The sequence below is a fragment of the Crocinitomix catalasitica ATCC 23190 genome, from assembly GCF_000621625.1.
Taxonomy (GTDB): Bacteria; Bacteroidota; Bacteroidia; order Flavobacteriales_D; family Crocinitomicaceae; genus Crocinitomix; species Crocinitomix catalasitica.
On record NZ_JHXV01000008.1, the window covers coordinates 71,972 to 90,097 of the forward strand.

23 protein-coding genes are annotated in these 18,126 nt (G+C 34.1%); 3 read left to right on the plus strand and 20 right to left on the minus strand.

Features of this window, described 5'->3' with window-relative positions; genetic code table 11:
• Positions 1 to 5 precede the first annotated feature (5 nt).
• From T367_RS0106210 to T367_RS21600, 5 genes are all read right to left on the minus strand, one after another.
• Positions 6 to 1,292 carry a Glu/Leu/Phe/Val family dehydrogenase gene (locus tag T367_RS0106210; RefSeq protein WP_027419062.1) on the minus strand — a complete coding sequence of 429 codons (1,287 nt, stop codon included), beginning with the start codon at positions 1,290 to 1,292 and terminating at the stop codon, positions 6 to 8.
• 10 nt (positions 1,293 to 1,302) lie between these two features.
• Positions 1,303 to 1,614 (minus strand): hypothetical protein, encoded by a 312-nt coding sequence (locus T367_RS0106215; RefSeq protein ID WP_157454142.1) that lies wholly within the window; start codon positions 1,612 to 1,614, stop codon positions 1,303 to 1,305.
• A 159-nt stretch (positions 1,615 to 1,773) separates the two neighbouring features.
• A complete protein-coding gene (locus tag T367_RS0106220; RefSeq protein ID WP_027419064.1) occupies positions 1,774 to 3,099 on the minus strand; it encodes a sigma-54-dependent transcriptional regulator in 1,326 nt (441 codons plus the stop codon).
• Positions 3,092 to 4,198 carry a sensor histidine kinase gene (locus T367_RS0106225; protein ID WP_027419065.1) on the minus strand — a complete coding sequence of 369 codons (1,107 nt, stop codon included), beginning with the start codon at positions 4,196 to 4,198 and terminating at the stop codon, positions 3,092 to 3,094. Before T367_RS0106225 ends, T367_RS0106220 begins: the two co-directional genes overlap by 8 nt.
• A gap of 60 nt (positions 4,199 to 4,258) precedes the next feature.
• A complete protein-coding gene (locus tag T367_RS21600; RefSeq protein ID WP_051568399.1) occupies positions 4,259 to 4,807 on the minus strand; it encodes a 5-formyltetrahydrofolate cyclo-ligase in 549 nt (182 codons plus the stop codon).
• Positions 4,808 to 4,898: 91 nt separating this feature from the next.
• Between T367_RS21600 and T367_RS0106235 the strand changes: the two genes are divergently transcribed.
• The 3 genes from T367_RS0106235 to T367_RS0106245 are packed head-to-tail and all read left to right on the plus strand — an operon-like array spanning position 4,899 to position 6,036.
• Positions 4,899 to 5,333 (plus strand): RrF2 family transcriptional regulator, encoded by a 435-nt coding sequence (locus T367_RS0106235; RefSeq protein ID WP_027419066.1) that lies wholly within the window; start codon positions 4,899 to 4,901, stop codon positions 5,331 to 5,333.
• A gap of 54 nt (positions 5,334 to 5,387) precedes the next feature.
• Entirely contained in the window at positions 5,388 to 5,672 is a 285-nt protein-coding gene (locus tag T367_RS0106240; RefSeq protein WP_027419067.1) for a hypothetical protein, read from the plus strand.
• Positions 5,656 to 6,036: a group III truncated hemoglobin gene (locus T367_RS0106245; RefSeq protein WP_035842761.1), complete on the plus strand. Its 381-nt coding sequence runs from the start codon at positions 5,656 to 5,658 to the stop codon at positions 6,034 to 6,036. The genes T367_RS0106240 and T367_RS0106245 overlap by 17 nt, the downstream gene beginning before the upstream one ends.
• 23 nt (positions 6,037 to 6,059) lie before the next feature.
• On the opposite strand, the gene T367_RS0106250 is transcribed toward T367_RS0106245, so the two are convergent.
• The 15 genes from T367_RS0106250 to T367_RS0106315 form a co-directional block, all read right to left on the minus strand.
• A complete protein-coding gene (locus T367_RS0106250; protein ID WP_027419069.1) occupies positions 6,060 to 6,572 on the minus strand; it encodes a DUF3124 domain-containing protein in 513 nt (170 codons plus the stop codon).
• A gap of 38 nt (positions 6,573 to 6,610) precedes the next feature.
• Positions 6,611 to 7,495: an SdiA-regulated domain-containing protein gene (locus T367_RS0106255; protein WP_169736033.1), complete on the minus strand. Its 885-nt coding sequence runs from the start codon at positions 7,493 to 7,495 to the stop codon at positions 6,611 to 6,613.
• A gap of 1 nt (position 7,496) precedes the next feature.
• Complete coding sequence (locus T367_RS0106260) at positions 7,497 to 8,747, minus strand: hypothetical protein (RefSeq protein ID WP_027419071.1); 1,251 nt, start codon at positions 8,745 to 8,747, stop codon at positions 7,497 to 7,499.
• 10 nt (positions 8,748 to 8,757) lie between these two features.
• Positions 8,758 to 9,123: a YgiW/YdeI family stress tolerance OB fold protein gene (locus T367_RS0106265; RefSeq protein WP_027419072.1), complete on the minus strand. Its 366-nt coding sequence runs from the start codon at positions 9,121 to 9,123 to the stop codon at positions 8,758 to 8,760.
• A gap of 69 nt (positions 9,124 to 9,192) precedes the next feature.
• Positions 9,193 to 10,431, minus strand: coding sequence for a sensor histidine kinase (locus tag T367_RS0106270; RefSeq protein ID WP_027419073.1), 1,239 nt, complete (start codon positions 10,429 to 10,431; stop codon positions 9,193 to 9,195).
• Complete coding sequence (locus T367_RS0106275; RefSeq protein ID WP_027419074.1) at positions 10,428 to 11,108, minus strand: response regulator transcription factor; 681 nt, start codon at positions 11,106 to 11,108, stop codon at positions 10,428 to 10,430. Before T367_RS0106275 ends, T367_RS0106270 begins: the two co-directional genes overlap by 4 nt.
• A 315-nt stretch (positions 11,109 to 11,423) precedes the next feature.
• On the minus strand, positions 11,424 to 12,113 hold the full coding sequence (locus T367_RS0106280; RefSeq protein WP_027419075.1) for an AAA family ATPase: 690 nt from the start codon (positions 12,111 to 12,113) through the stop codon (positions 11,424 to 11,426).
• 2 nt (positions 12,114 to 12,115) lie between these two features.
• Complete coding sequence (hxpB, locus tag T367_RS0106285; RefSeq protein ID WP_027419076.1) at positions 12,116 to 12,772, minus strand: hexitol phosphatase HxpB; 657 nt, start codon at positions 12,770 to 12,772, stop codon at positions 12,116 to 12,118.
• Positions 12,769 to 13,626 (minus strand): hypothetical protein, encoded by an 858-nt coding sequence (locus tag T367_RS0106290; RefSeq protein WP_035842764.1) that lies wholly within the window; start codon positions 13,624 to 13,626, stop codon positions 12,769 to 12,771. Before T367_RS0106290 ends, hxpB begins: the two co-directional genes overlap by 4 nt.
• Positions 13,627 to 13,694: 68 nt before the next feature.
• Positions 13,695 to 14,558 carry a nucleotidyl transferase AbiEii/AbiGii toxin family protein gene (locus T367_RS0106295; RefSeq protein ID WP_027419078.1) on the minus strand — a complete coding sequence of 288 codons (864 nt, stop codon included), beginning with the start codon at positions 14,556 to 14,558 and terminating at the stop codon, positions 13,695 to 13,697.
• Positions 14,555 to 15,193 carry a type IV toxin-antitoxin system AbiEi family antitoxin domain-containing protein gene (locus T367_RS0106300; RefSeq protein ID WP_027419079.1) on the minus strand — a complete coding sequence of 213 codons (639 nt, stop codon included), beginning with the start codon at positions 15,191 to 15,193 and terminating at the stop codon, positions 14,555 to 14,557. Before T367_RS0106300 ends, T367_RS0106295 begins: the two co-directional genes overlap by 4 nt.
• 229 nt (positions 15,194 to 15,422) lie before the next feature.
• Positions 15,423 to 15,797 carry a hypothetical protein gene (locus T367_RS21605; protein ID WP_051568400.1) on the minus strand — a complete coding sequence of 125 codons (375 nt, stop codon included), beginning with the start codon at positions 15,795 to 15,797 and terminating at the stop codon, positions 15,423 to 15,425.
• A 113-nt stretch (positions 15,798 to 15,910) separates the two neighbouring features.
• Positions 15,911 to 16,399: a hypothetical protein gene (locus T367_RS24840; RefSeq protein ID WP_157454143.1), complete on the minus strand. Its 489-nt coding sequence runs from the start codon at positions 16,397 to 16,399 to the stop codon at positions 15,911 to 15,913.
• A gap of 23 nt (positions 16,400 to 16,422) precedes the next feature.
• A complete protein-coding gene (locus tag T367_RS0106310) occupies positions 16,423 to 17,385 on the minus strand; it encodes a hypothetical protein (RefSeq protein ID WP_027419080.1) in 963 nt (320 codons plus the stop codon).
• Between the two features lie 4 nt (positions 17,386 to 17,389).
• Positions 17,390 to 18,109 (minus strand): trypsin-like peptidase domain-containing protein, encoded by a 720-nt coding sequence (locus T367_RS0106315; protein WP_027419081.1) that lies wholly within the window; start codon positions 18,107 to 18,109, stop codon positions 17,390 to 17,392.
• Positions 18,110 to 18,126 lie beyond the last annotated feature (17 nt).

The window sequence follows — 18,126 nt, forward strand, 5'->3', positions numbered from 1 at the left end:
TCAAATTATGGGAATACCCCACGTTCTTTATATGTTAATTCTAATCTCGTTAATGCTACTACATAAGCTGCTGTTCTCATATCTGTTGAATGAAGTTTTGCCATGTCAACAGTTTTAAAATATGCAGTTGAAACTTTGTCTTGAATTAAGTTTAAAACGTCATCCATTTTCCAGTTCTCGCTTCTTTTATTCTGTAACCACTCGTAGTAACTACCAATTACACCACCTGAATTACAAAGGATGTCAGGAATGATATCAATACCTTTTTCTAATAATACTTTTTCAGCTTCAGTATCTAATGGTCCGTTTGCACCTTCAGCGATTAGCTTCGTATTAATTTTGTCTACATTGTCCATTGTGATTTGATTGCCTAATGCAGCTGGAATAATAATGTCACACTCAATACCAAAGAATTCTTCTGAATCAATGAATGTTGCATTTTTAAAAGCCGATATAGAACCGTTCGTCTCTGTACAGTGTGCGTTTAATTCGTCAGGATTAATTCCGTTTTTATTAATCATTGTTCCACTTGCATCTTGAACAGCGATTAGTTTTGCACCTTCTTTTTCAAGGAAGTACGAAGCCCAATATCCAACGTTTCCAAATCCTTGTACAATGAATCTTTTACCGTTTAAGTCTTGGTTATGTGCTTTCGCCCATGATTTAATCGTAGAAACAACACCAAATCCAGTTGCTCTATCTCTACCTTCTAAACCTCCCGATCCTACTGGTTTTCCAGTAACAACATGTAAGTTTTTTTGTCTGATCGACGTAGATTTAGTGGAAGAATAAGTGTCAGAAATCCAAGCCATAATCTGTGCATTGGTATTTACATCTGGTGCAGGAATATCATGATCAGGTCCAATATTTTCTCCTAATGCAAAAGTGAATCGTCTTGTGATTCGCTCTAATTCACTATTCGAATAGATTTTTGGATTCAATTGAATTCCACCTTTGCCACCTCCATAAGGAAGTCCAGCTAAAGCTGTTTTCCATGTCATCCACATTGCTAAAGCTCTAGCAGCGTCTATATCTACCGTAGGATGGTATCTTAAACCTCCTTTGTATGGTCCCAATGCATTATTGTGTTGAACACGGTATCCAGTAAATACTTCAATTTCGCCATTGTCAAGTTTCACAGGAAAATGTACAACGATTTCGTTGTTAGTTGAAGCTAAAATTTTTCTAATTCCAGGACTTAGAGACATTGTATCAGCAGCGTGATCAAATTGTCTCATTACATTTTCATACATGCCCTTTTTATTGGCAGCGTTTACTTCTTTTACTTCCATTATTTCTTTATTATTTATATTCTTCACAAGAAAAAATTACCATCTCTGGCGTTCTTAAATTACACGTCTCCTTTAATTCACAATTTCCACATAGTCCAAGAATTGTATTGGCAGTTGCTATGTTTGGCGCTGCAGTTTTTATAATTCGTTCTATTTTATCCATTGCTTTTAATTCATAAGATTCGCATTGATGGATAGGTGCAGATGCCGCAATTTCGAATAGACAAAATTGGTGTGCAGTGCAATTTGGACAGAGTCCAGATTGTGTGATGAGCTGTGTGTTCGATTCCATTGCTTTACCATTATTCAAAATGGATGCCAAACAATGGTTGTTGTAGCGATTATAGTTGAGAATTGCGGGTAAGTACCTGTTAAGCAATTGTTAATAAATTGGCACGATAACGAAGGTACTTTTTAGAAGAAGTGTTTTTTTTGAATTAAATCGGGGTGAAATTCCTCGGGTGGTACTTTTCGTACCAGTCTATTTTAGCTTCTCCCGAAGTGTTTTTCGATCGATATTCAGAATTTGCGCAGCTTTTGTTTTATTATTACCTGTCGCATTCAATACTTTTTGGATATACCTTTTCTCCATATCGGCTAACGTCATCATTGTGTCTGGAATTTCATTCGTTGGAGATTGCATTTTCATATGATTAGGAATATCCTCTATCGTTATCTTTTTATCAGTCATAATAACTAAACGATATACGAAGTTTTCTAATTCTCTAACATTTCCAGGCCAGGCATAATCAATCAATATTTTGAGTAGAGGTTTGCTGATTTTAAGCACAGCCTTTTTCTGTTCGTTACTGTATTTTTTATTGAAATAATCGAATAAATGAGGAATGTCTTCTCTTCGATCACGCAATGGTGGAATTTCAACAGTTACCACATTCAAACGGTAATAAAGATCCTCTCTGAACATTTGTTTATCGATCATCTCTAATAAATTACTATTGGATGCAGTGATAATACGAACGTCTATTTGTTGAGACTTTGTTGCCCCTAACATGGTTATTTCTTTGTCCTGAATAGCCCGTAATAATTTAGCCTGAACGGTTAGTGATGCATTGCTAATTTCATCTAAAAATAATGTTCCTGTATTGGCCGCTTGGAAAAAACCGGCTCTCGTTGTAAAGGCGCCCGTAAAACTTCCTTTTATATGTCCAAATAATTCGCTTTCTAAAAGTTGATCTGGAATAGCGCCGCAATTTACAGGAACAAATGGGGCAGAGGAGAAGTTCGAATTATAATGAATGGCTCTTGCAACCATTTCTTTACCCGTTCCACTTTCCCCCGTAATTAGTACGGTGGCTTTGTTATTTTTTGTTCGTTCAATAGTTTGATACAATTTTTGCATCACGTCAGACACACCAATTATACCGTGAAAAGAGCTTAGTTTTTCTGTACTAATAGCAGTTGTAATTTCTTGTATTTTATTACCCAATACATTTTCTATTGCCTCTTTTAGTTCGTCATTGGTAAATGGTTTAATCAAGTATTCTAAAGCCCCTAATTTCATTACATCAACAGCTGCGCGCACGTCTGGATAACCTGTAACAACCAAGACTGGCGTAATATTAAAATGTTGTGAAATGTATTTGACCAATTGTCGCCCATCAATTTTAGGCATATGTAAATCGGTGATTACTAAATCAATTTTTGTTGACTCTAAGATGTCAATCGCCTCTACAACGCCACTGCAAACAATCGGGTTCAATCCAAGGTCGTTCAGATTTCTCCTCAAAATTTCAAGCATGTCGACTGAATCATCGACAACCAATACCGTAAGTTGGGGATCAAGCATCTTTATTAAGTTTTAGTTGGATTGTAAATTCAGTGCCTTCACCTAGGTTTGAAATAACACTGATTTCACCTTGATGTGCTTGAACGATGCCATAAGTAACGGCAAGTCCTAATCCCGTTCCAGAACCGGCCTCTTTTGTAGAGTAAAAAGGTTCGAATATTTTTTGCATATTTTTAGGATCGATCCCTGTACCGCTATCTTTTATTTTTAATGATATATATTTTTTAGTATGTGTTGTTTTGATAGATATCGGTCCTCCATTCGGCATGGCTGCAATCGCATTTAAAATCAAATTGAATAATACTTGAGAAAATTGGATGGCATCAACTTTTACTTGCGGTAAATTTTCTTCTAAGTTAAAGTCGATATGAACATTCGCTTCTGCCAATTGCAGATGTAATAAATCTATGTTCTCAAGAATTAGTGCATTGATCTGTGTCATCTTAAATTGAGATGGCATATCACATGAAAAGAACATTAGTTTTTTTACAATATGTCTGGCATGTAAAGTTGATTTAATAATCTTCCCTAAGTCTGCATTCTTTTTGTCTTGTGTCTGCATTAATTCGGCATAGCCTAGAATGTTGCCGAGTGGCGTATTTAATTCGTGTGCGATACCTGCAGTAATTTCACCAAGAAGATTCAAACGATCGTTTCTACGCAATTGATCGTTCATCTTTTTTTCTTGTTGATTCTTTTGATATAAAGCAACAATGGCTTCTATTTCATGACCAATTTGTTCGATTAAATCTTGCTCTTCTTTTAAAAAAGGAACAATATTATTGGTGTCTATATGTTCTTTGTATGAAATGATAATCTCTCCGGCTTCTTTGCCATCAATGGCTAAAGGCATTTTTTGAAAATGACCTTTTTTTCTAGCGTTTCCGTAGTTCTTATCCAATAATTTAATGCTGACATCAAGAAAAGCTGGATATTGCCAACCTTCTGGAATTTCTTTGAGAATCTGATTGATCATCTCATCTAATGAGTCGCGGTGTTCTCTAGCAATCCTTGAAATTCTATAAAGACAAGTCAATTCTTTGACACGTTCTTGCAATTTTAATGTAAGGTCGTCTTTATTCGTTTCTTTGTCTAGCATGAATTCATTTTTATCAAAAATACAATATTCTAATAAAGCCTGCTTTCTACTTTTGATAAATTAATCTCTGTTAACTAGAATTTTATCGAGTTTGATGTCATGTGGCTCAGTTGGTACTTTGTCAATCTCTTGAAACGGGTAAAAAATACCCAGTTTAAAACTCTCAGGATGATTGTCTAAAAAATTGTCATAATACCCTCCGCCATAGCCTAAACGGAATAAATCGTTGTCGAATGCTAATCCAGGGATGATCACTAAATCAAATGGTCCGTCATATATATTAGCTTCTGCTGGATGCGTAGTGCCAAAAACACCTTTTTCTATATCTTTTAAAGAGGTCAGTACTCTGTTCTCTAATTTGCGTTTGGGAAGTGTTTTTGGTGTGATTATTTTAATTCCTTTTGCTAATAAACGCTCAAGTAAAGGGGAGATATCGATTTCTTTGCCCATTGGTAAATAGGCGTGAACGGTTTGATATTCTTGTTCATCTATAATGGCTTCGATTTGATCGCAGATCCATGAATCATAAATGATTTTATCGGCTTTTTTGAATTGAGCACGGCGAATTAGCATTGATTCACGTATTTGTTTTTTGCTGTCTTCAATCATGTTTTTGAGATTTGTTTCAAATGTATTAAAAAATTAACGGATAGTTTTGTCCGATTTATAAAAAGTGCTAAATTTGTTTCAAATTTTAATTATGTTTTCAAAAGCTTGTGAATACGGAATACGTGCTACGGTATATATAGCACAGGAGTCTTTGTCTGGAAACAGGGCAAGCTTGAAAGTTATTGCAAAAGAGATTGATTCGCCAGAAGCGTTTACGGCAAAAATTTTACAGCAACTGGCAAGACATAATCTAATTCTTTCAACGAAAGGACCGCATGGAGGTTTTGAAATTGCACCTGAAAATTTATATCATTTAACGTTGGATAAAATTGTAAAATCAATTGATGGAGATGAGATTTATCAAGGTTGTGGACTTGGTTTAAAGGCTTGTGATGCAGATAATCCTTGTCCATTACATTTTCAATTTTTAGAGGTTAGAAATAAATTGAGTCTGATGTTACACACCACAAAAATTTATGAAATGGCAGAAGGTATTGTTGATGGATCTGCTTTTTTAAGGCGATAAAAAAAAATTATTTAAATAAAGGACAAAAAGGTCTTAATATATTATTTACGAAAAATGAAAACCATGATATTCGAAAATCAAATCAAATTTTTTGACCGATATAGATATGGCGTGATGTCTGCGTATCTCGTGATTGGGTCATGTATAGGTTCAGCAGCTGCTTTGTTGATTCTAAAGGTCGATTCGGGTCCGTTCTTTTTAGCAATAAGTGCGGTGGCTACAATGGCATCGAATGCTGTTTGTATTGCGCAAGGGTCGCCTAAATTATGTGTATACACTTTTTATATTGCAACATTCATTAATATTATTCTAATCATTGCGCATGCTGTCATCTTATAGGTCGGATATCAAAGATATAAAGGACATTCAATTAATGGTGGATACTTTTTATAGTAAGGTTCGGAACGATACCACTATTGGTCCAATTTTTAATGGGGTTATAAAAGATAATTGGCCAATACATTTAGAAAGGATGTATAAGTTTTGGCAAACAATTTTATTGCATGTGCCCAGTTATAGCGGAAGTCCTTTTAATAAACATCAATCCTTACCAATAGGCACTGAGCATTTTGAAATTTGGTTGGATTTATTTACAAAAACGGTTGATGAAAATTTTGCAGGAACAATCGCAGAAGAAGCGAAACTACGTGCCGAAAAAATGGCGGAAATGTTTCAATTAAAGTTGGCATTCTTGAAAAAATAACGCAACCTTTAATTTATAGAATTTTATTCGCTCGTTCTTTTTATTCCTTGGGTAACGAATGAAATTCCTTGTTGCCCGGAAGTTGATATCATCACGGCTTCAAATATCGGTTCTAATTTTGAGTTTTCTGTCGCCCAATCAAAAATAAAGTTGCCACCTGTACCCCCTTTTTCTGTTACGACCAGTTCGGCTGTTTCAAGTGGAAGAATGTAAATTGGGTGATCAAAATAAGACTTAATTAAATGTCCTTCTGTATTGAAATAATTCGCGCTTAGAATAAATACTGTGTCGATAGATGAAGTATTCCGCATACTTAAAGTAACCGTTAAATTATGCGTAGTTTTTTCGTTATTACTGTATATCTCGGAATAAACAGATAGGTATGAACTGGCTTGATAAAGCGCATTTATATTTTTATTCTCAATAACTCGATTAGACCAAAAGTCATGCAGGTTAGGTTCCGTGGGAAGGCTGCCTGAGCAACTAATTAGAAACCCTAAGCAAACGGATAATGGAATGATTAATTTCTGGTTCATTTAGGTCGTTATTTTGTCTAAAAATACAAAAAATTAATTTATACTTTGTTGAAACAAAAGATGGTTGGCTCTTTGTTCACACCTTCGTTAGAAATTAACATGTCACCATTTGGCATAAATGTAATGCCTTCAGCCTGTGGAAATAATTTTTCATCTAACATCTCTACCGTTTTAATCTTACCCTTATTATCGCAAATAAGTATCATATGGTCGACTGCTGATAGGATGTAAAAATCACCTGTTTGTGGATGAACGGCTAAAGCTGAAATTCCTAATTTTAACGCTGACTTTGTTTTTTTATCTTTCGTTTTTGTCGGCAACTTTATCTTGTTCTTGTCTGCAAAATCAATCACATCGCTCAGGGTTATCTCCAAGAATGGGGATTTACTTAATTTCTTTTTGGTGAGGTCAAAAGCGTAAATCGCACGCAGGTTTTTAAATTCTTTTCCTTTCCCCACTTTCGATTTACAACCGATTAAAAGTTGATTTGTATTGTGATCGTAACAAAGACCTTCATTGTCTTTTGCTGTAATACTGGTTTCTATAATCTTTGCTGATTTTGAAGATGATTTATAATCTTTAATTTCAATGATTGCACCATCACTTCGCAGGATGTATATGTCCTCATCGATATGTGTGATTCCTTCATAGTCACCATCCTCGCCAAATTTAATGCGATCAGTGATTTCGCCAGTCGTTAAATTGTAGATAAAAATAATGCCATGCTCATCTTGTACACAGGCAATTTCATCATGACTAATATCGGTCAGTCCTGAAATTTCATGTAGAATTTTAGGTAACTTATAAGTCTTTGAGGGGGCATGTAATTTATAGTTGGAAACTTTATCAACATTGCTTGACATGCCGATAAATATAGTAAACATTACTGCAGAGACAAAAATTGTTATAATAGTCTTCTTCATTTTATTTTGATTTAAAGTAAAATACTTGCCCAGCGAATAACCCATCTTTGGATCCTTCACTTGAGATATATAGATCACCATTATTCGTAAAACATAAACCTTCTGGTTTATAATAAATTGTTGCAGGTAACGGGTAAACCGCAATTAATTTTCCTTGCTGATATTCGATCAATAAACGATGACTCGCTGATAGAATAAAGTGATTTTTAGTAACGGGATGAATGGCAACCGCAGAAGGGTTGAATTGAACGGGTTGTTTGTGATCAAAATTGTATTTTTCAGTTAAAAACGATGCAATATCATCAATATTAATCGTTAGTTCAATTTTAGGCTTATTGTTTATATTCGTTAAATCAAACGAATAGATATGACGTTCATTTGCTGCCCTATTCAACAGTGCTTCTTTCGATGCAATTAGTGTTCTTCCGGTTGTTTTATCGAAATAAACTCCCTCTACATTCATTGAATTTATCGGAAGGAAAATCGGCAATACTTGTGATGCATTTTTGTTTTTATTGATTTTGAAAACGGCTGCATCACTTCTGAGTACAACAAGGTCATCACCGTTTAGATATAAATCTTCAAAGTCACCAATGTCGGTAAATTTCTTCATCTCCTCAATTTGATTGCTCTTTAAATTATACTTAAAGACAATCCCTAATTCGTCTTGAACAGCGTAAATAATCGAATCATTTAAAACGGCTAAACCTGATATTTCTCGCAATAAATCGGGTAAGTCGTAGGTTGTTGTAGGGGTTAAAAAGGGGTAAGGTGACTGTTGCATAATAACAGCTGACTTTAAATTCTCTTCATTCCAAGGTTCTAAACTTACAATGCCTTTAGGTTTAAAACTCTTACCTTCTAAACTGAAATAAACATTCTGTTCTATTCCTTCTTTAATGATTTCGAATCGATAATAACTCGTGTCCTCTGTTGTGACTAAAACATGTTCGTCCAATAACCATCCCGTATGCTTTTTATTCAATTTTTTCTGAATAATTCCCATAATCACCGGTTGAATTTCTGTTTCGTTTTCTCTGAAAATAATATTGAAATTCTGATCAATCCCCATCTCAAATACTTCACCGTCACATAAGAATTCTACCTCTACATAATCTGTTTTAGATTCGTATTCGGTGATATCTGCATCAGGACAAAAGGTCAATACTTTTTTGATGTATTTAGATCTGTCTTGTTGTGCGTGAACGGTACCAATAAAGCCTATAAGTGCGAGCAAAAATATTCTAGTCATTGTGATGTTTTTATTGAGCTATTTGTATTGTTTCTACTTCTAATTCTACTTCCTCCAATAAATCATAATCAACTTCTGCGATGATGATTAACTTCGTTTTGTCGTCAAAAGGGAAAGAAGGAAGGTCTTTTTGGTCAATTTCCACTAAAATTTTTCCTGTTGCATCTTGAAACCAATAGGTGTCTTTGTTTATTTTTTGAATTACAAATCCTTCTACTTTAACTAATGCGTCTGTCTTGTCTAATTGTGACGCATTCTTTTTAATCGCTTCAACAGTAGTTGTTTTAGATGTGTTACTTGGTCCGTTGTATTGTGCATTAGCACTATTGAATAATAGTATAATTGAACTAATTGTGATGATTGCTAGATTTTTCATTTTGTATAATTATTTATTTATACAACAAATCTACAATGTGATTTAGGAGGAATTTGGGAGAAATGAATTTTAGCTGAAATGAATTTCTGTACGGTGAATTTTATTCGGTGAAATGGTATAGGTGATTTTATATTGATATCGATCACAAATTTGTTTCACAATGGATAAGCCAATGCCCATATTGCCATCTCTACCTTTGGTAAAACGGTTCATTAATTCGTCCGGATTTTTTTGAAAGCTTTGACCGGAATTAGTAATTACTAAAACGTTCGGTTTTAATTCAATTTCAATAAATCCACCTTCAATATTGTGTTTTACCGCATTTTTTAAAAGATTATTGATCAGAATGTCTGCCAAGCCTTTGTCTATGTCATGTGTCGATTGCGCCAGTTTTTTATCCACACGAATGGATCGCATTTTCACCATTTCATCAAATTTATCAAGGGACTGTACAATCGTTTCTTTGAAGTCAATGGACTCGTTTTGTTGAAATTCGTGATTGGATATTTTTGTCAATAGATTCAATGATTTTTGGGCCTGTGTTAAATCATTTACAGCTGTATAGATCTTCTGAAGATGCGCAACCTCTTCAGGGTTTTTATCCTCAATTTGATTAATTAAAGCTTCTGTATTGTTACGAATTAACGCCAGGTGAGTTTGCAATTCGTGTGATGTATTCTCGGTAAACTCCCTGTGATTCGTAAAGTCTCGCTCTATCTTACCGAGTATGTCTGTTAAACTTTTATTGAGGGATTCAAATTCATCAATTCCACCGCTGCTAAAAGTTGGAACAGGTTGTTGTAATTGATGCTGATTTAATTGCGTAATTGTATTGTAAAATGGTCGCCAAATTCGACCGGTAATATTTCTTAAGATTAAAGCAATAACAATTGCCATCAATAACATTACACCTGCAACAATCATAATTGTGCCTTCAAGAATATCGTCACTGCCCAACATTAAATGGCGCAATACAATATGGAAATATTTGTCTTTGTGTTGTAGTGTGAAGTGTAATTCTCTGTGTGGAACTAACTCGTTATCCAATGGCTCGAGTAATAAAGTGTCTCGGAAATAGGTTTGAATTGGTTTATCTGTTTCGTATAAGTCCGCTACTTTATGGAAGTCTGGTAAACTCTGGTTGGCATCATAATATTCCATCAAACGAACCTTTTCGTAGGTTAGAAATTCATCTGTCTCTTCATGTGCTATATATTCTATCATATAGAAACAGAAAACAGAACCGATTAACATCACAGGAATTAACCATTTTAATGTATGGAGATATGTACGTTGAATTAATTTCATTCTGCCGCGCTCATTTTGTATCCAATTCCGTACACGGCTTTTATATAATTCGCTCCGCCAGCATTTATCATTTTTTTACGCAAGTTTTTGATATGAGAATAGATGAAATCAAACGAATCTGCCATGTCCATATTGTCACCATAAATATGTTCAGCGATACTTTCTTTAGTTAATACACGGTTGGTATTTGAAATGAAAAATAACAAGATGTCGAATTCACTTTTTGTTAAGTTAACTGCATTATTATTGATGCTTACCGTATGTTGCCTCAAATCGATGCTGATACTTTCGAATTCCACTAAATTAGATCCTTCAAATTTTCTTCGGCGCATGATTGATTTTACTCTCGCAATCAATTCCGCCAAATCAAAAGGTTTGGTGAGGTAATCATCTGCACCTAAATCTAATCCTTCAATTTTATTGTCTAAAGAATTTCTTGCCGAGATAACTATGATTCCAGCTTCACTTTGAAATTCTTTCGCTTTTTTAATCAGATTTAATCCACTGCCGTCGGGAAGGTTAATGTCGATGATCATCACATCATATTGGTACAATGCAATTTTTTCTTCAGCCGATTGAAAATCATAAACAGCTTCACAGACAAAGTCTTCATTCATTAAAGCTTGCACAATTCCTTCACTTAATTTATGATTGTCTTCGACAAGTAAAATCTTCATTGCTTTAATTTTTTACGAAACTAAGTTTAAATTTAGGAGGAATTTGGGAGAAACATAGTTTCTCTTACTTCAAAATTGACAATAATAAAAGGTAGCTTACAAATCAGTCGAACTACATTTAGCATTTTTGTAAAAGAAAATAGTTTAAACAGCAAACAAGATTTTACATTTCATTTCCAATGCTTTAAAATGCTTGACTAAGTCCAGTGCGTCTGGAATTAACTCGCTACTCAATTCAATTTAACTGCCTTTTAGTCGCAAAAAGTATTGCTTTATTTCTAGCACTGGAATGAATGGCTAGATTAGCTAATGAGCCTAAATCGCTTTAATGATATTCTTTTTAACGCCGGTCAAAACAACTGTTTTGGCTTCTGCAAATGATATGCTGTAGATGCGTTTAATCTCGGTATATTTTTTTGGATACTTGGCTAATAATTTATCGTAGTACGCATCGAGTATCTCTTTTGAAGGATTTTTAAATTCGATTTTCATGTCGAACCTTCGAAGGAGTGCTTGGTCAATTAAATCAATTTGGTTAGTTGCGCCAATAAGTATGCTGTCTGCAGGAAAAGAATCAATTAACTGTAGAATCGTATTCACAATTCGTTTCATCTCAGCACTGTCTTGATTGTCATAGTCACGAATGCGACCCAACGAATCAAATTCGTCAAAGAACAATACTGCTTTTTTATGTTGTACGCTATTGAATAATGATGCGAGATTCTTTGCCGTTTCACCTAGTTTTGATGAGACAATTGAACTCAAATTGATAATGAATATCTTTTTATCTAACCTTTTAGCCAATGCTTTTGCGGTCATTGTTTTACCACAACCTGAAGCGCCGTATAAAAATAGCTTATTCGATACAGGTAATTCGTACTTAGCCAGTACTTCTGAAGCATCATACTCTGCAATAAAAGTATTGATCAATTCTTCAATCTTAGGTTCGAAAACCACATCCGCTAAATCGACAGGTGCAATATTTGTCAGGTATAAACTACTCATGTTTATGCAAAATAATTATTAATTTCTTGAATGTTGATTTCTTCCATGCTTTTTAAAACATGGTCAGCAAAATTAATTCGTGGATCTTTTTGGTGACTTAATTCTGGAATGGCAATGACCTTCATGCGTGCTGCTTTGGCTGCAATTATTCCGTTAAAAGAATCTTCAATCACTATACATTCTTCCGGTCGAACACCTAAATAACTCGCGCAAGTAATAAAAACACCAGGATGAGGTTTTCCATGCGGTTCGTCTTCGGCAGAGTAGAGGATGTCGAAGTATCTACGAATATCGAGTTGATCCACTACCGCATCTATTATTCTATTGTATGACGAACTAGCCAAACCGATTCTATAACCACTGTCAACAGTTTGTTTTAAGGTTTCAATTACGCCTGGCAAAGCTGTTCCCGTTTTCTTGATTTCTCGCACAACAATATCAACAACATCATTGGTTACTTCTTCAACTGTCTTATTGGTCCAACCTACACGTTTGTGCCACATCTCTACCACTTGGTCAATTCTCATACCAACGGTCTCTTCACAGTCTGTCGTTTTTAAGTCGAGTCCCACCTTTGCAAAGGCCTCAATTTCTGCAATTTTCCACAACGGTTCTGAATCAATCAAAACGCCGTCCATATCAAATATTATTGCCTTCATTTAATGTCTATTTTGTATAAGTTTCCACCGCCAAATCCTTTTTTCTTCTCGTCTGTGATGAAGAATTCATTCTTTCCTCCAAAACAAATGGCTTCTCTTTGGCGGGGTTTTTCTAATGTATAACTCTGGATATTACCGTTCCAAAAATCATTTTCCTCAAAATCAGTGAAGGCATATATTTTAGAATAGGTTAAGAGTACTAATGTATTTGTTTTCTTATCGTAGTCTGCTGCTGTAATTGAGCAGAAGCGCCAGCCCATTTGACAGAGGTTCATATTACCAATGCGTTTGGCTTCTTGTTTGCCTGGTTCAGCTTTCAATCGGTAGATATTTGTTCGACCTTTATAGGGTTTCGCACGACTTTTTGTAAATAAAATGATATGATCATCTTTCCAAATCATGGCTTCACAATCAAAATTCAAATCCTTTTTTTTAGGGGGATAATCCTTTTGATCCTCATAACTAAAACTTATTTTATCGACTTCAACTTCGCCTTTCTTGATAAACCCTTTTTTGAGGATATAGATCTGGCATTTTTTGCGCTTATTGTCATTGTTGCCAAAATCACCGATGTATAAGTTTCCTTTGTTGTCTTGTGCAATGTCTTCCCAGTCGTCATTATCAGCATTGGTAATCTTGATTTTTTTAATCAATTTACCAGATAGATCGAGAATAAATAATTCCGCTTTATTCCCACCATCGTTATGTGAAATAAAATAATTGTCTTGATACAAAACCAATCCTGATGTTTCTTCTAAATCATCATCCAATTCTGCAATTTTAGTCATTTTGGCCTGTCCGAATAAAACGAATTGGCAAAGCGTAAATAAGATAAAAATGAGTTTTTTGTGCATGCTTTTTTAAGATGATTGTAAAATTAGAGAATTCTTAGCGAAAGGGCAGTGAATAAGTTGAATAATCTTTAATTTAAGGTATTATCAAACTTAATTTTTTCTATTAGATCTCTGAAATATTCTGGACTCCAAATATTTAAAACATTATCATTTTGAATAAACCTTACAACATCATCTTTGACACTGTTGAAAGAAACTGATCTGATTTTGGAGTCTAATAGATCGATTATCTCTTTATCAGAAATACTATCGCCGTGCCAATCTTTTGAATCTTTTGCTCTTGTTAAGAAATGGTTGACATCCAAAGGAATTCCTTTTTTGACATACCATTCTAAGTCATACCAATCCCTTCCTTTGACTCTGTTTAGCCACTTTCTAAATAGCAAGGCATGCATTTTACCTGCAAATAAACTTGGTTTTGTATAACATCTTACGTAGAATGAAAATGGACGGAGCAATAACTTTTCTTCGGTTTTAAAATTTAACGGTGGCTGTCGATCAATCTCTAATTTTATCTTCAAAGTCCTGTTGGAACGAATTCCAATTTCTTTGATGAGGTCTTCAAGTACAATTTCTTGCCAAATTGTTTCGGCTTTTAGAAAAGCAGAATCAATGGCAGTTTTTTTCGTTTTTTTCTTCTCCTTTATATTAACAGTAAGTCCAAGTGATTTAAACTCATCAAGAATGGCGTCGAAATAGGGCTCAATTGAAAAATTAGGATCAGGTTTGAGTAATGAAAAGTCCAAATCTTCTGAATATCTATCCAATCCATAAAAAATCCTGAGCGCTGTTCCTCCATAAAATGCCGCTTTTTCAAAAAAATTAGTTCTTGATAAACCGGCTAAAGTAATTTCTTGCATTATCTCCCGTAATGCCGCTAATATTTCTTCTTCGTTTTGAGGATTATATTCCTCTATCCATTCCTTTATCATAATGCTTTCAATGTTTTAATCAGCATTTTAAGACTATTTTTTTTAGGCGCTTTTTCGATCCATAATTCCATCATTTTTATGTCTAATGTGCTTAATACTTCAATGTCTATGCGAAGATCTTCCATTAAAAAATCTCTTGTTTGTTTGATACTTCGAAGATAGATTTTAGGGGTTAAGACAACTTTGTCGCATAAAGCTTTTTCGGGTGAAGCAATTAACATGGTTTGCTTAGGTGAATATGTTATGTTTTTTATGCCATAAGAATAATAAGGAATCTTTAATTGTTGGAAATTAAACCGTCCTAAATGCGTATGATATAATTTAGAAGTTTTTATGGTAACAGAACTGATTTCATATGCCCTTTCAGGTATCATATTCCAATATGATAAAGCCGACTCTAAGGATACATAACTCGGCCCTCTAAGGTGATTTGCTATTAAAAAAGGTTCTGGTGTTGGTAAGTCCAATATTGGCCCTGTAATATATAGACCTCTTCTAACGGGAATAAGTTCTTCGCTTTTAATGAGCTCACTAATTTTATCATTAGGACGTTTATACACACTGAGTAATTCTAAAACTAAATGTCTAGATATAGGAGCTTCAGCATATTCCTTTATGGCCTTTCTAAAATTCATACTGTGATTATTGCATATTAAAATCGGAAAAATTCCGATTAACCTATACAAATATAGCAAAATTGTGCGAAAAAACGACTCTATAATCGGAATTATTCCGTTTATGCACTAATAAAACTACACTAATATTCTTTATATATCGAAATTATTCTTGTTCGTAATGCCGAATTCCGTGTGTGAGCGTTGTTACTTGTGTGCTATAAAGGATCGCTCTAAAATACCACTAGTTTTAAGGAAATTGAATCGTATAAAATATAATGCAGCCCAAAAATGTTACTATACAACTAAAGGTTGTTCCAACTATAAATAAGAATAACCTGTAATTGTCAATTTTGAACTTTCCTTTCAAGTAATGCAAGTTTAAAGCTTCCAGCACAAAACCTAAACAATAAAAAATATTAGCCGCAATTCCATAAAAGATTAAATCGATAAGGTCAATAATTCCAAAAGTAGTGATGACCAATGTCATTGCGAATACTCCAGTTAAACCAACAAAAAGATTGAACAAGACGCGCTTTTTTTCCCACCACGCAATTGCTGCACTTAACAATATTTGATTTTTGTTATCTGTGCTATCTATTATTTCGGATTCTATTTTATTCATCTGTTAGTACTTGTAATTTATTAAGACTAAACTAATTAAATATTTGCATTTTTGACTCACTTAAACGTCATCAAACAGGCAAGTTAGTTCTCTAAATGATCGATTGAAAGCATTTATTGAAACATCAATCGCAACGCAAAGCGGTGATGGGATAACCAAGGATTGCTATTGTCTATGAAAAAATTATAACCATAACTAAAAGTTGCGACTTGGTTGATATTGATTCCGATTTCAGGTGTAATGATATTGCTATTTACACCAAGTTCCTTTCTAAACGAGTAGGAGGTGGTGATAACTCCACCAATCATATCACTAAAAGGATGTAAGTACCGTAATGTTCCAAATGGGGCTATGTATTTTGTTTTGGTATGGCTAGTCAGTTGTGCGCCGGCTATTAAAGAAAGGCTTTGACGTATGTTAAATTTCTTGTTTTGATTGTAATAATCAAACTTTATCCCAAATTCAAAAACATGTTCTTTTTGGAAAATATAACCTAAAGAGGCGGAGCACTCATTTAACTTTAACTTCCAATTTAGGCTATCTGTTTGAGTGAACAAATGGGTAGTAAGTGTGATGAATAATATGAATAATGACTTTTTCAAGATGTTGCTCGATGTTGTAGACTTTATTTTATTTCTGTTGTCGTGATAACTTCCGTTTTTGTCTTTATTCCCTTTTTAGGATCGGTCCCTGAAACCATACTTGTGCCGACCACTTTTGTAATCCAGGTCGTTTGGTAGTCAAAAGTGATAACCTGAAGGTTCTCGATATCCATTTCAAACGCATCCATTTCTTTGGCTTTTACAGCAGTAATACTGTCGTTTGCTCCGAAAGATTGAGACATTTGTTGCATCATTCCTTTCATCATTTCAATGAATTCAGTTAGATCAAGTTCAACTTCTTGATGAATCAGACAAGTTTTTGCTTCCTTGTCTACTGATACAAGAGTAAGTAAAGTCGTTGCTGAAATTTGTTGCATCGGATTAAATGGATTCTCTCCAGTTTCAGTCGTGGTGATTGTCTCACCAACTTTAAAATATTTGTTAAAAGGAATCAATATATAGCCAATATTATCTTCCATATATGCCTCAATATTTTCTTTGCTTTCAAATACCTCCATTAAAGGCATAAGCATTATGTTCATATATGGGGCAATATCTGATGCTTTGTCCGCAAGGACGTTTGTTATTTGTTTGAAGCTTTCATTCATGAATTTCTGGGCTTCCTTCCAGTTTTGAAGTTCAGCATCTGATGTTTCTTTATTAATCTTGTATATCAATTTCAAATCTTGATAATCTTTTAATTCTTCATCTAGTTTGTCGTAGAATTCTATTGCAATTCTTAATGCTTGATTTTCTAAAAGAATTTCAAGTGTGTAATTTTCCTCATCCACTTTTAGGACTTTAAGACTAGCGCTATTATAAATGGTAGTGTCAGAGATTAAAATATCATCTTCATATTCTTTTTCAATTTGCGTTATTGTAATTTGCTTTTCGTCTCCTTTGTCCCAAACAGGCTTGAAGTTGAAGTCTTGAGCATAGCCTATTGATACAATGCATAGGAATACAATCGTAATGCGTCTTTTCATATTTTTAATTAAAGAACTGTTTAACTTTAGTCAAAGGTTCGACCCATAGAAAATATTCTCCTTCAAATTCTGCCGCTCCAGACAAAACACCTACAACAAAGCCATCTTTATCAATTACAGGTGCTCCGCTAAACCCGCTTGCATCAAATGTTTTTGTGGATTTAATAATCATTACACCGTTAATGTCATATTCGTTCATTACAGCATTATATTCTTTTTGATGGCATGAGAAATCTGAATGTTCACATCCAATTATTTCAAGCTTCTCTCCTTTTTTTATAGTAGTTAACCGAGGTTTTAAAACCTGTATTGTGTTAGCATCGATATTGTCATATTCCATTAAAATAATATCAGTAGAATTAATTTCTTTATTAATAAGTTCAGTGATTTTAAACGTGTCATTTGAAAGCTTATTGTTACGAGGGTAAGTGATCCAATAATCTAATTTTTCACTAAAATCTTCACTGCTTACTTCAGGAGAAATTCCCATTGCATCTCCTAACAAGTGTTTGGCAGTGCATATTACTGATGTATTGTTTTTTGATTCAACTAAAAATGCACTTGCACCTGAACTACTTGATTGTCCAAATCTGTACTCATTGGTCAATAATATTTGCTTTTGATTGATGTAATCGTCAGTTTTCCAGTTTTCTTTTTCGGCTTTTTTTTGTGAATTGTTACAACTAATAAAAGGTATAAGGAATATTATAAATAAGTATTTCATAATTTGTATTTGAAAAG

Coding starts and splice junctions, on each gene's coding strand:
- T367_RS0106245 (WP_035842761.1), top strand. CDS start 5,656: ATGCTGTCATCTTATAGGTCGGATATCAAAGATATAAAGGACATTCAA.
- T367_RS21600 (WP_051568399.1), bottom strand. CDS start 4,807: ATGATTGAAGACAGCAAAAAACAAATACGTGAATCAATGCTAATTCGC.
- T367_RS0106290 (WP_035842764.1), bottom strand. CDS start 13,626: ATGCACAAAAAACTCATTTTTATCTTATTTACGCTTTGCCAATTCGTT.
- T367_RS0106255 (WP_169736033.1), bottom strand. CDS start 7,495: ATGAAGAAGACTATTATAACAATTTTTGTCTCTGCAGTAATGTTTACT.
- T367_RS0106280 (WP_027419075.1), bottom strand. CDS start 12,113: ATGAGTAGTTTATACCTGACAAATATTGCACCTGTCGATTTAGCGGAT.
- T367_RS0106300 (WP_027419079.1), bottom strand. CDS start 15,193: ATGAATTTTAGAAAGGCCATAAAGGAATATGCTGAAGCTCCTATATCT.
- T367_RS0106295 (WP_027419078.1), bottom strand. CDS start 14,558: ATGATAAAGGAATGGATAGAGGAATATAATCCTCAAAACGAAGAAGAA.
- T367_RS0106240 (WP_027419067.1), top strand. CDS start 5,388: ATGAAAACCATGATATTCGAAAATCAAATCAAATTTTTTGACCGATAT.
- T367_RS0106315 (WP_027419081.1), bottom strand. CDS start 18,109: ATGAAATACTTATTTATAATATTCCTTATACCTTTTATTAGTTGTAAC.
- T367_RS0106275 (WP_027419074.1), bottom strand. CDS start 11,108: ATGAAGATTTTACTTGTCGAAGACAATCATAAATTAAGTGAAGGAATT.
- T367_RS0106220 (WP_027419064.1), bottom strand. CDS start 3,099: ATGCTTGATCCCCAACTTACGGTATTGGTTGTCGATGATTCAGTCGAC.
- T367_RS0106250 (WP_027419069.1), bottom strand. CDS start 6,572: ATGAACCAGAAATTAATCATTCCATTATCCGTTTGCTTAGGGTTTCTA.
- T367_RS21605 (WP_051568400.1), bottom strand. CDS start 15,797: ATGAATAAAATAGAATCCGAAATAATAGATAGCACAGATAACAAAAAT.
- hxpB (WP_027419076.1), bottom strand. CDS start 12,772: ATGAAGGCAATAATATTTGATATGGACGGCGTTTTGATTGATTCAGAA.
- T367_RS0106265 (WP_027419072.1), bottom strand. CDS start 9,123: ATGAAAAATCTAGCAATCATCACAATTAGTTCAATTATACTATTATTC.
- T367_RS0106260 (WP_027419071.1), bottom strand. CDS start 8,747: ATGACTAGAATATTTTTGCTCGCACTTATAGGCTTTATTGGTACCGTT.
- T367_RS0106225 (WP_027419065.1), bottom strand. CDS start 4,198: ATGCTAGACAAAGAAACGAATAAAGACGACCTTACATTAAAATTGCAA.
- T367_RS0106235 (WP_027419066.1), top strand. CDS start 4,899: ATGTTTTCAAAAGCTTGTGAATACGGAATACGTGCTACGGTATATATA.
- T367_RS0106270 (WP_027419073.1), bottom strand. CDS start 10,431: ATGAAATTAATTCAACGTACATATCTCCATACATTAAAATGGTTAATT.
- T367_RS0106210 (WP_027419062.1), bottom strand. CDS start 1,292: ATGGAAGTAAAAGAAGTAAACGCTGCCAATAAAAAGGGCATGTATGAA.
- T367_RS0106310 (WP_027419080.1), bottom strand. CDS start 17,385: ATGAAAAGACGCATTACGATTGTATTCCTATGCATTGTATCAATAGGC.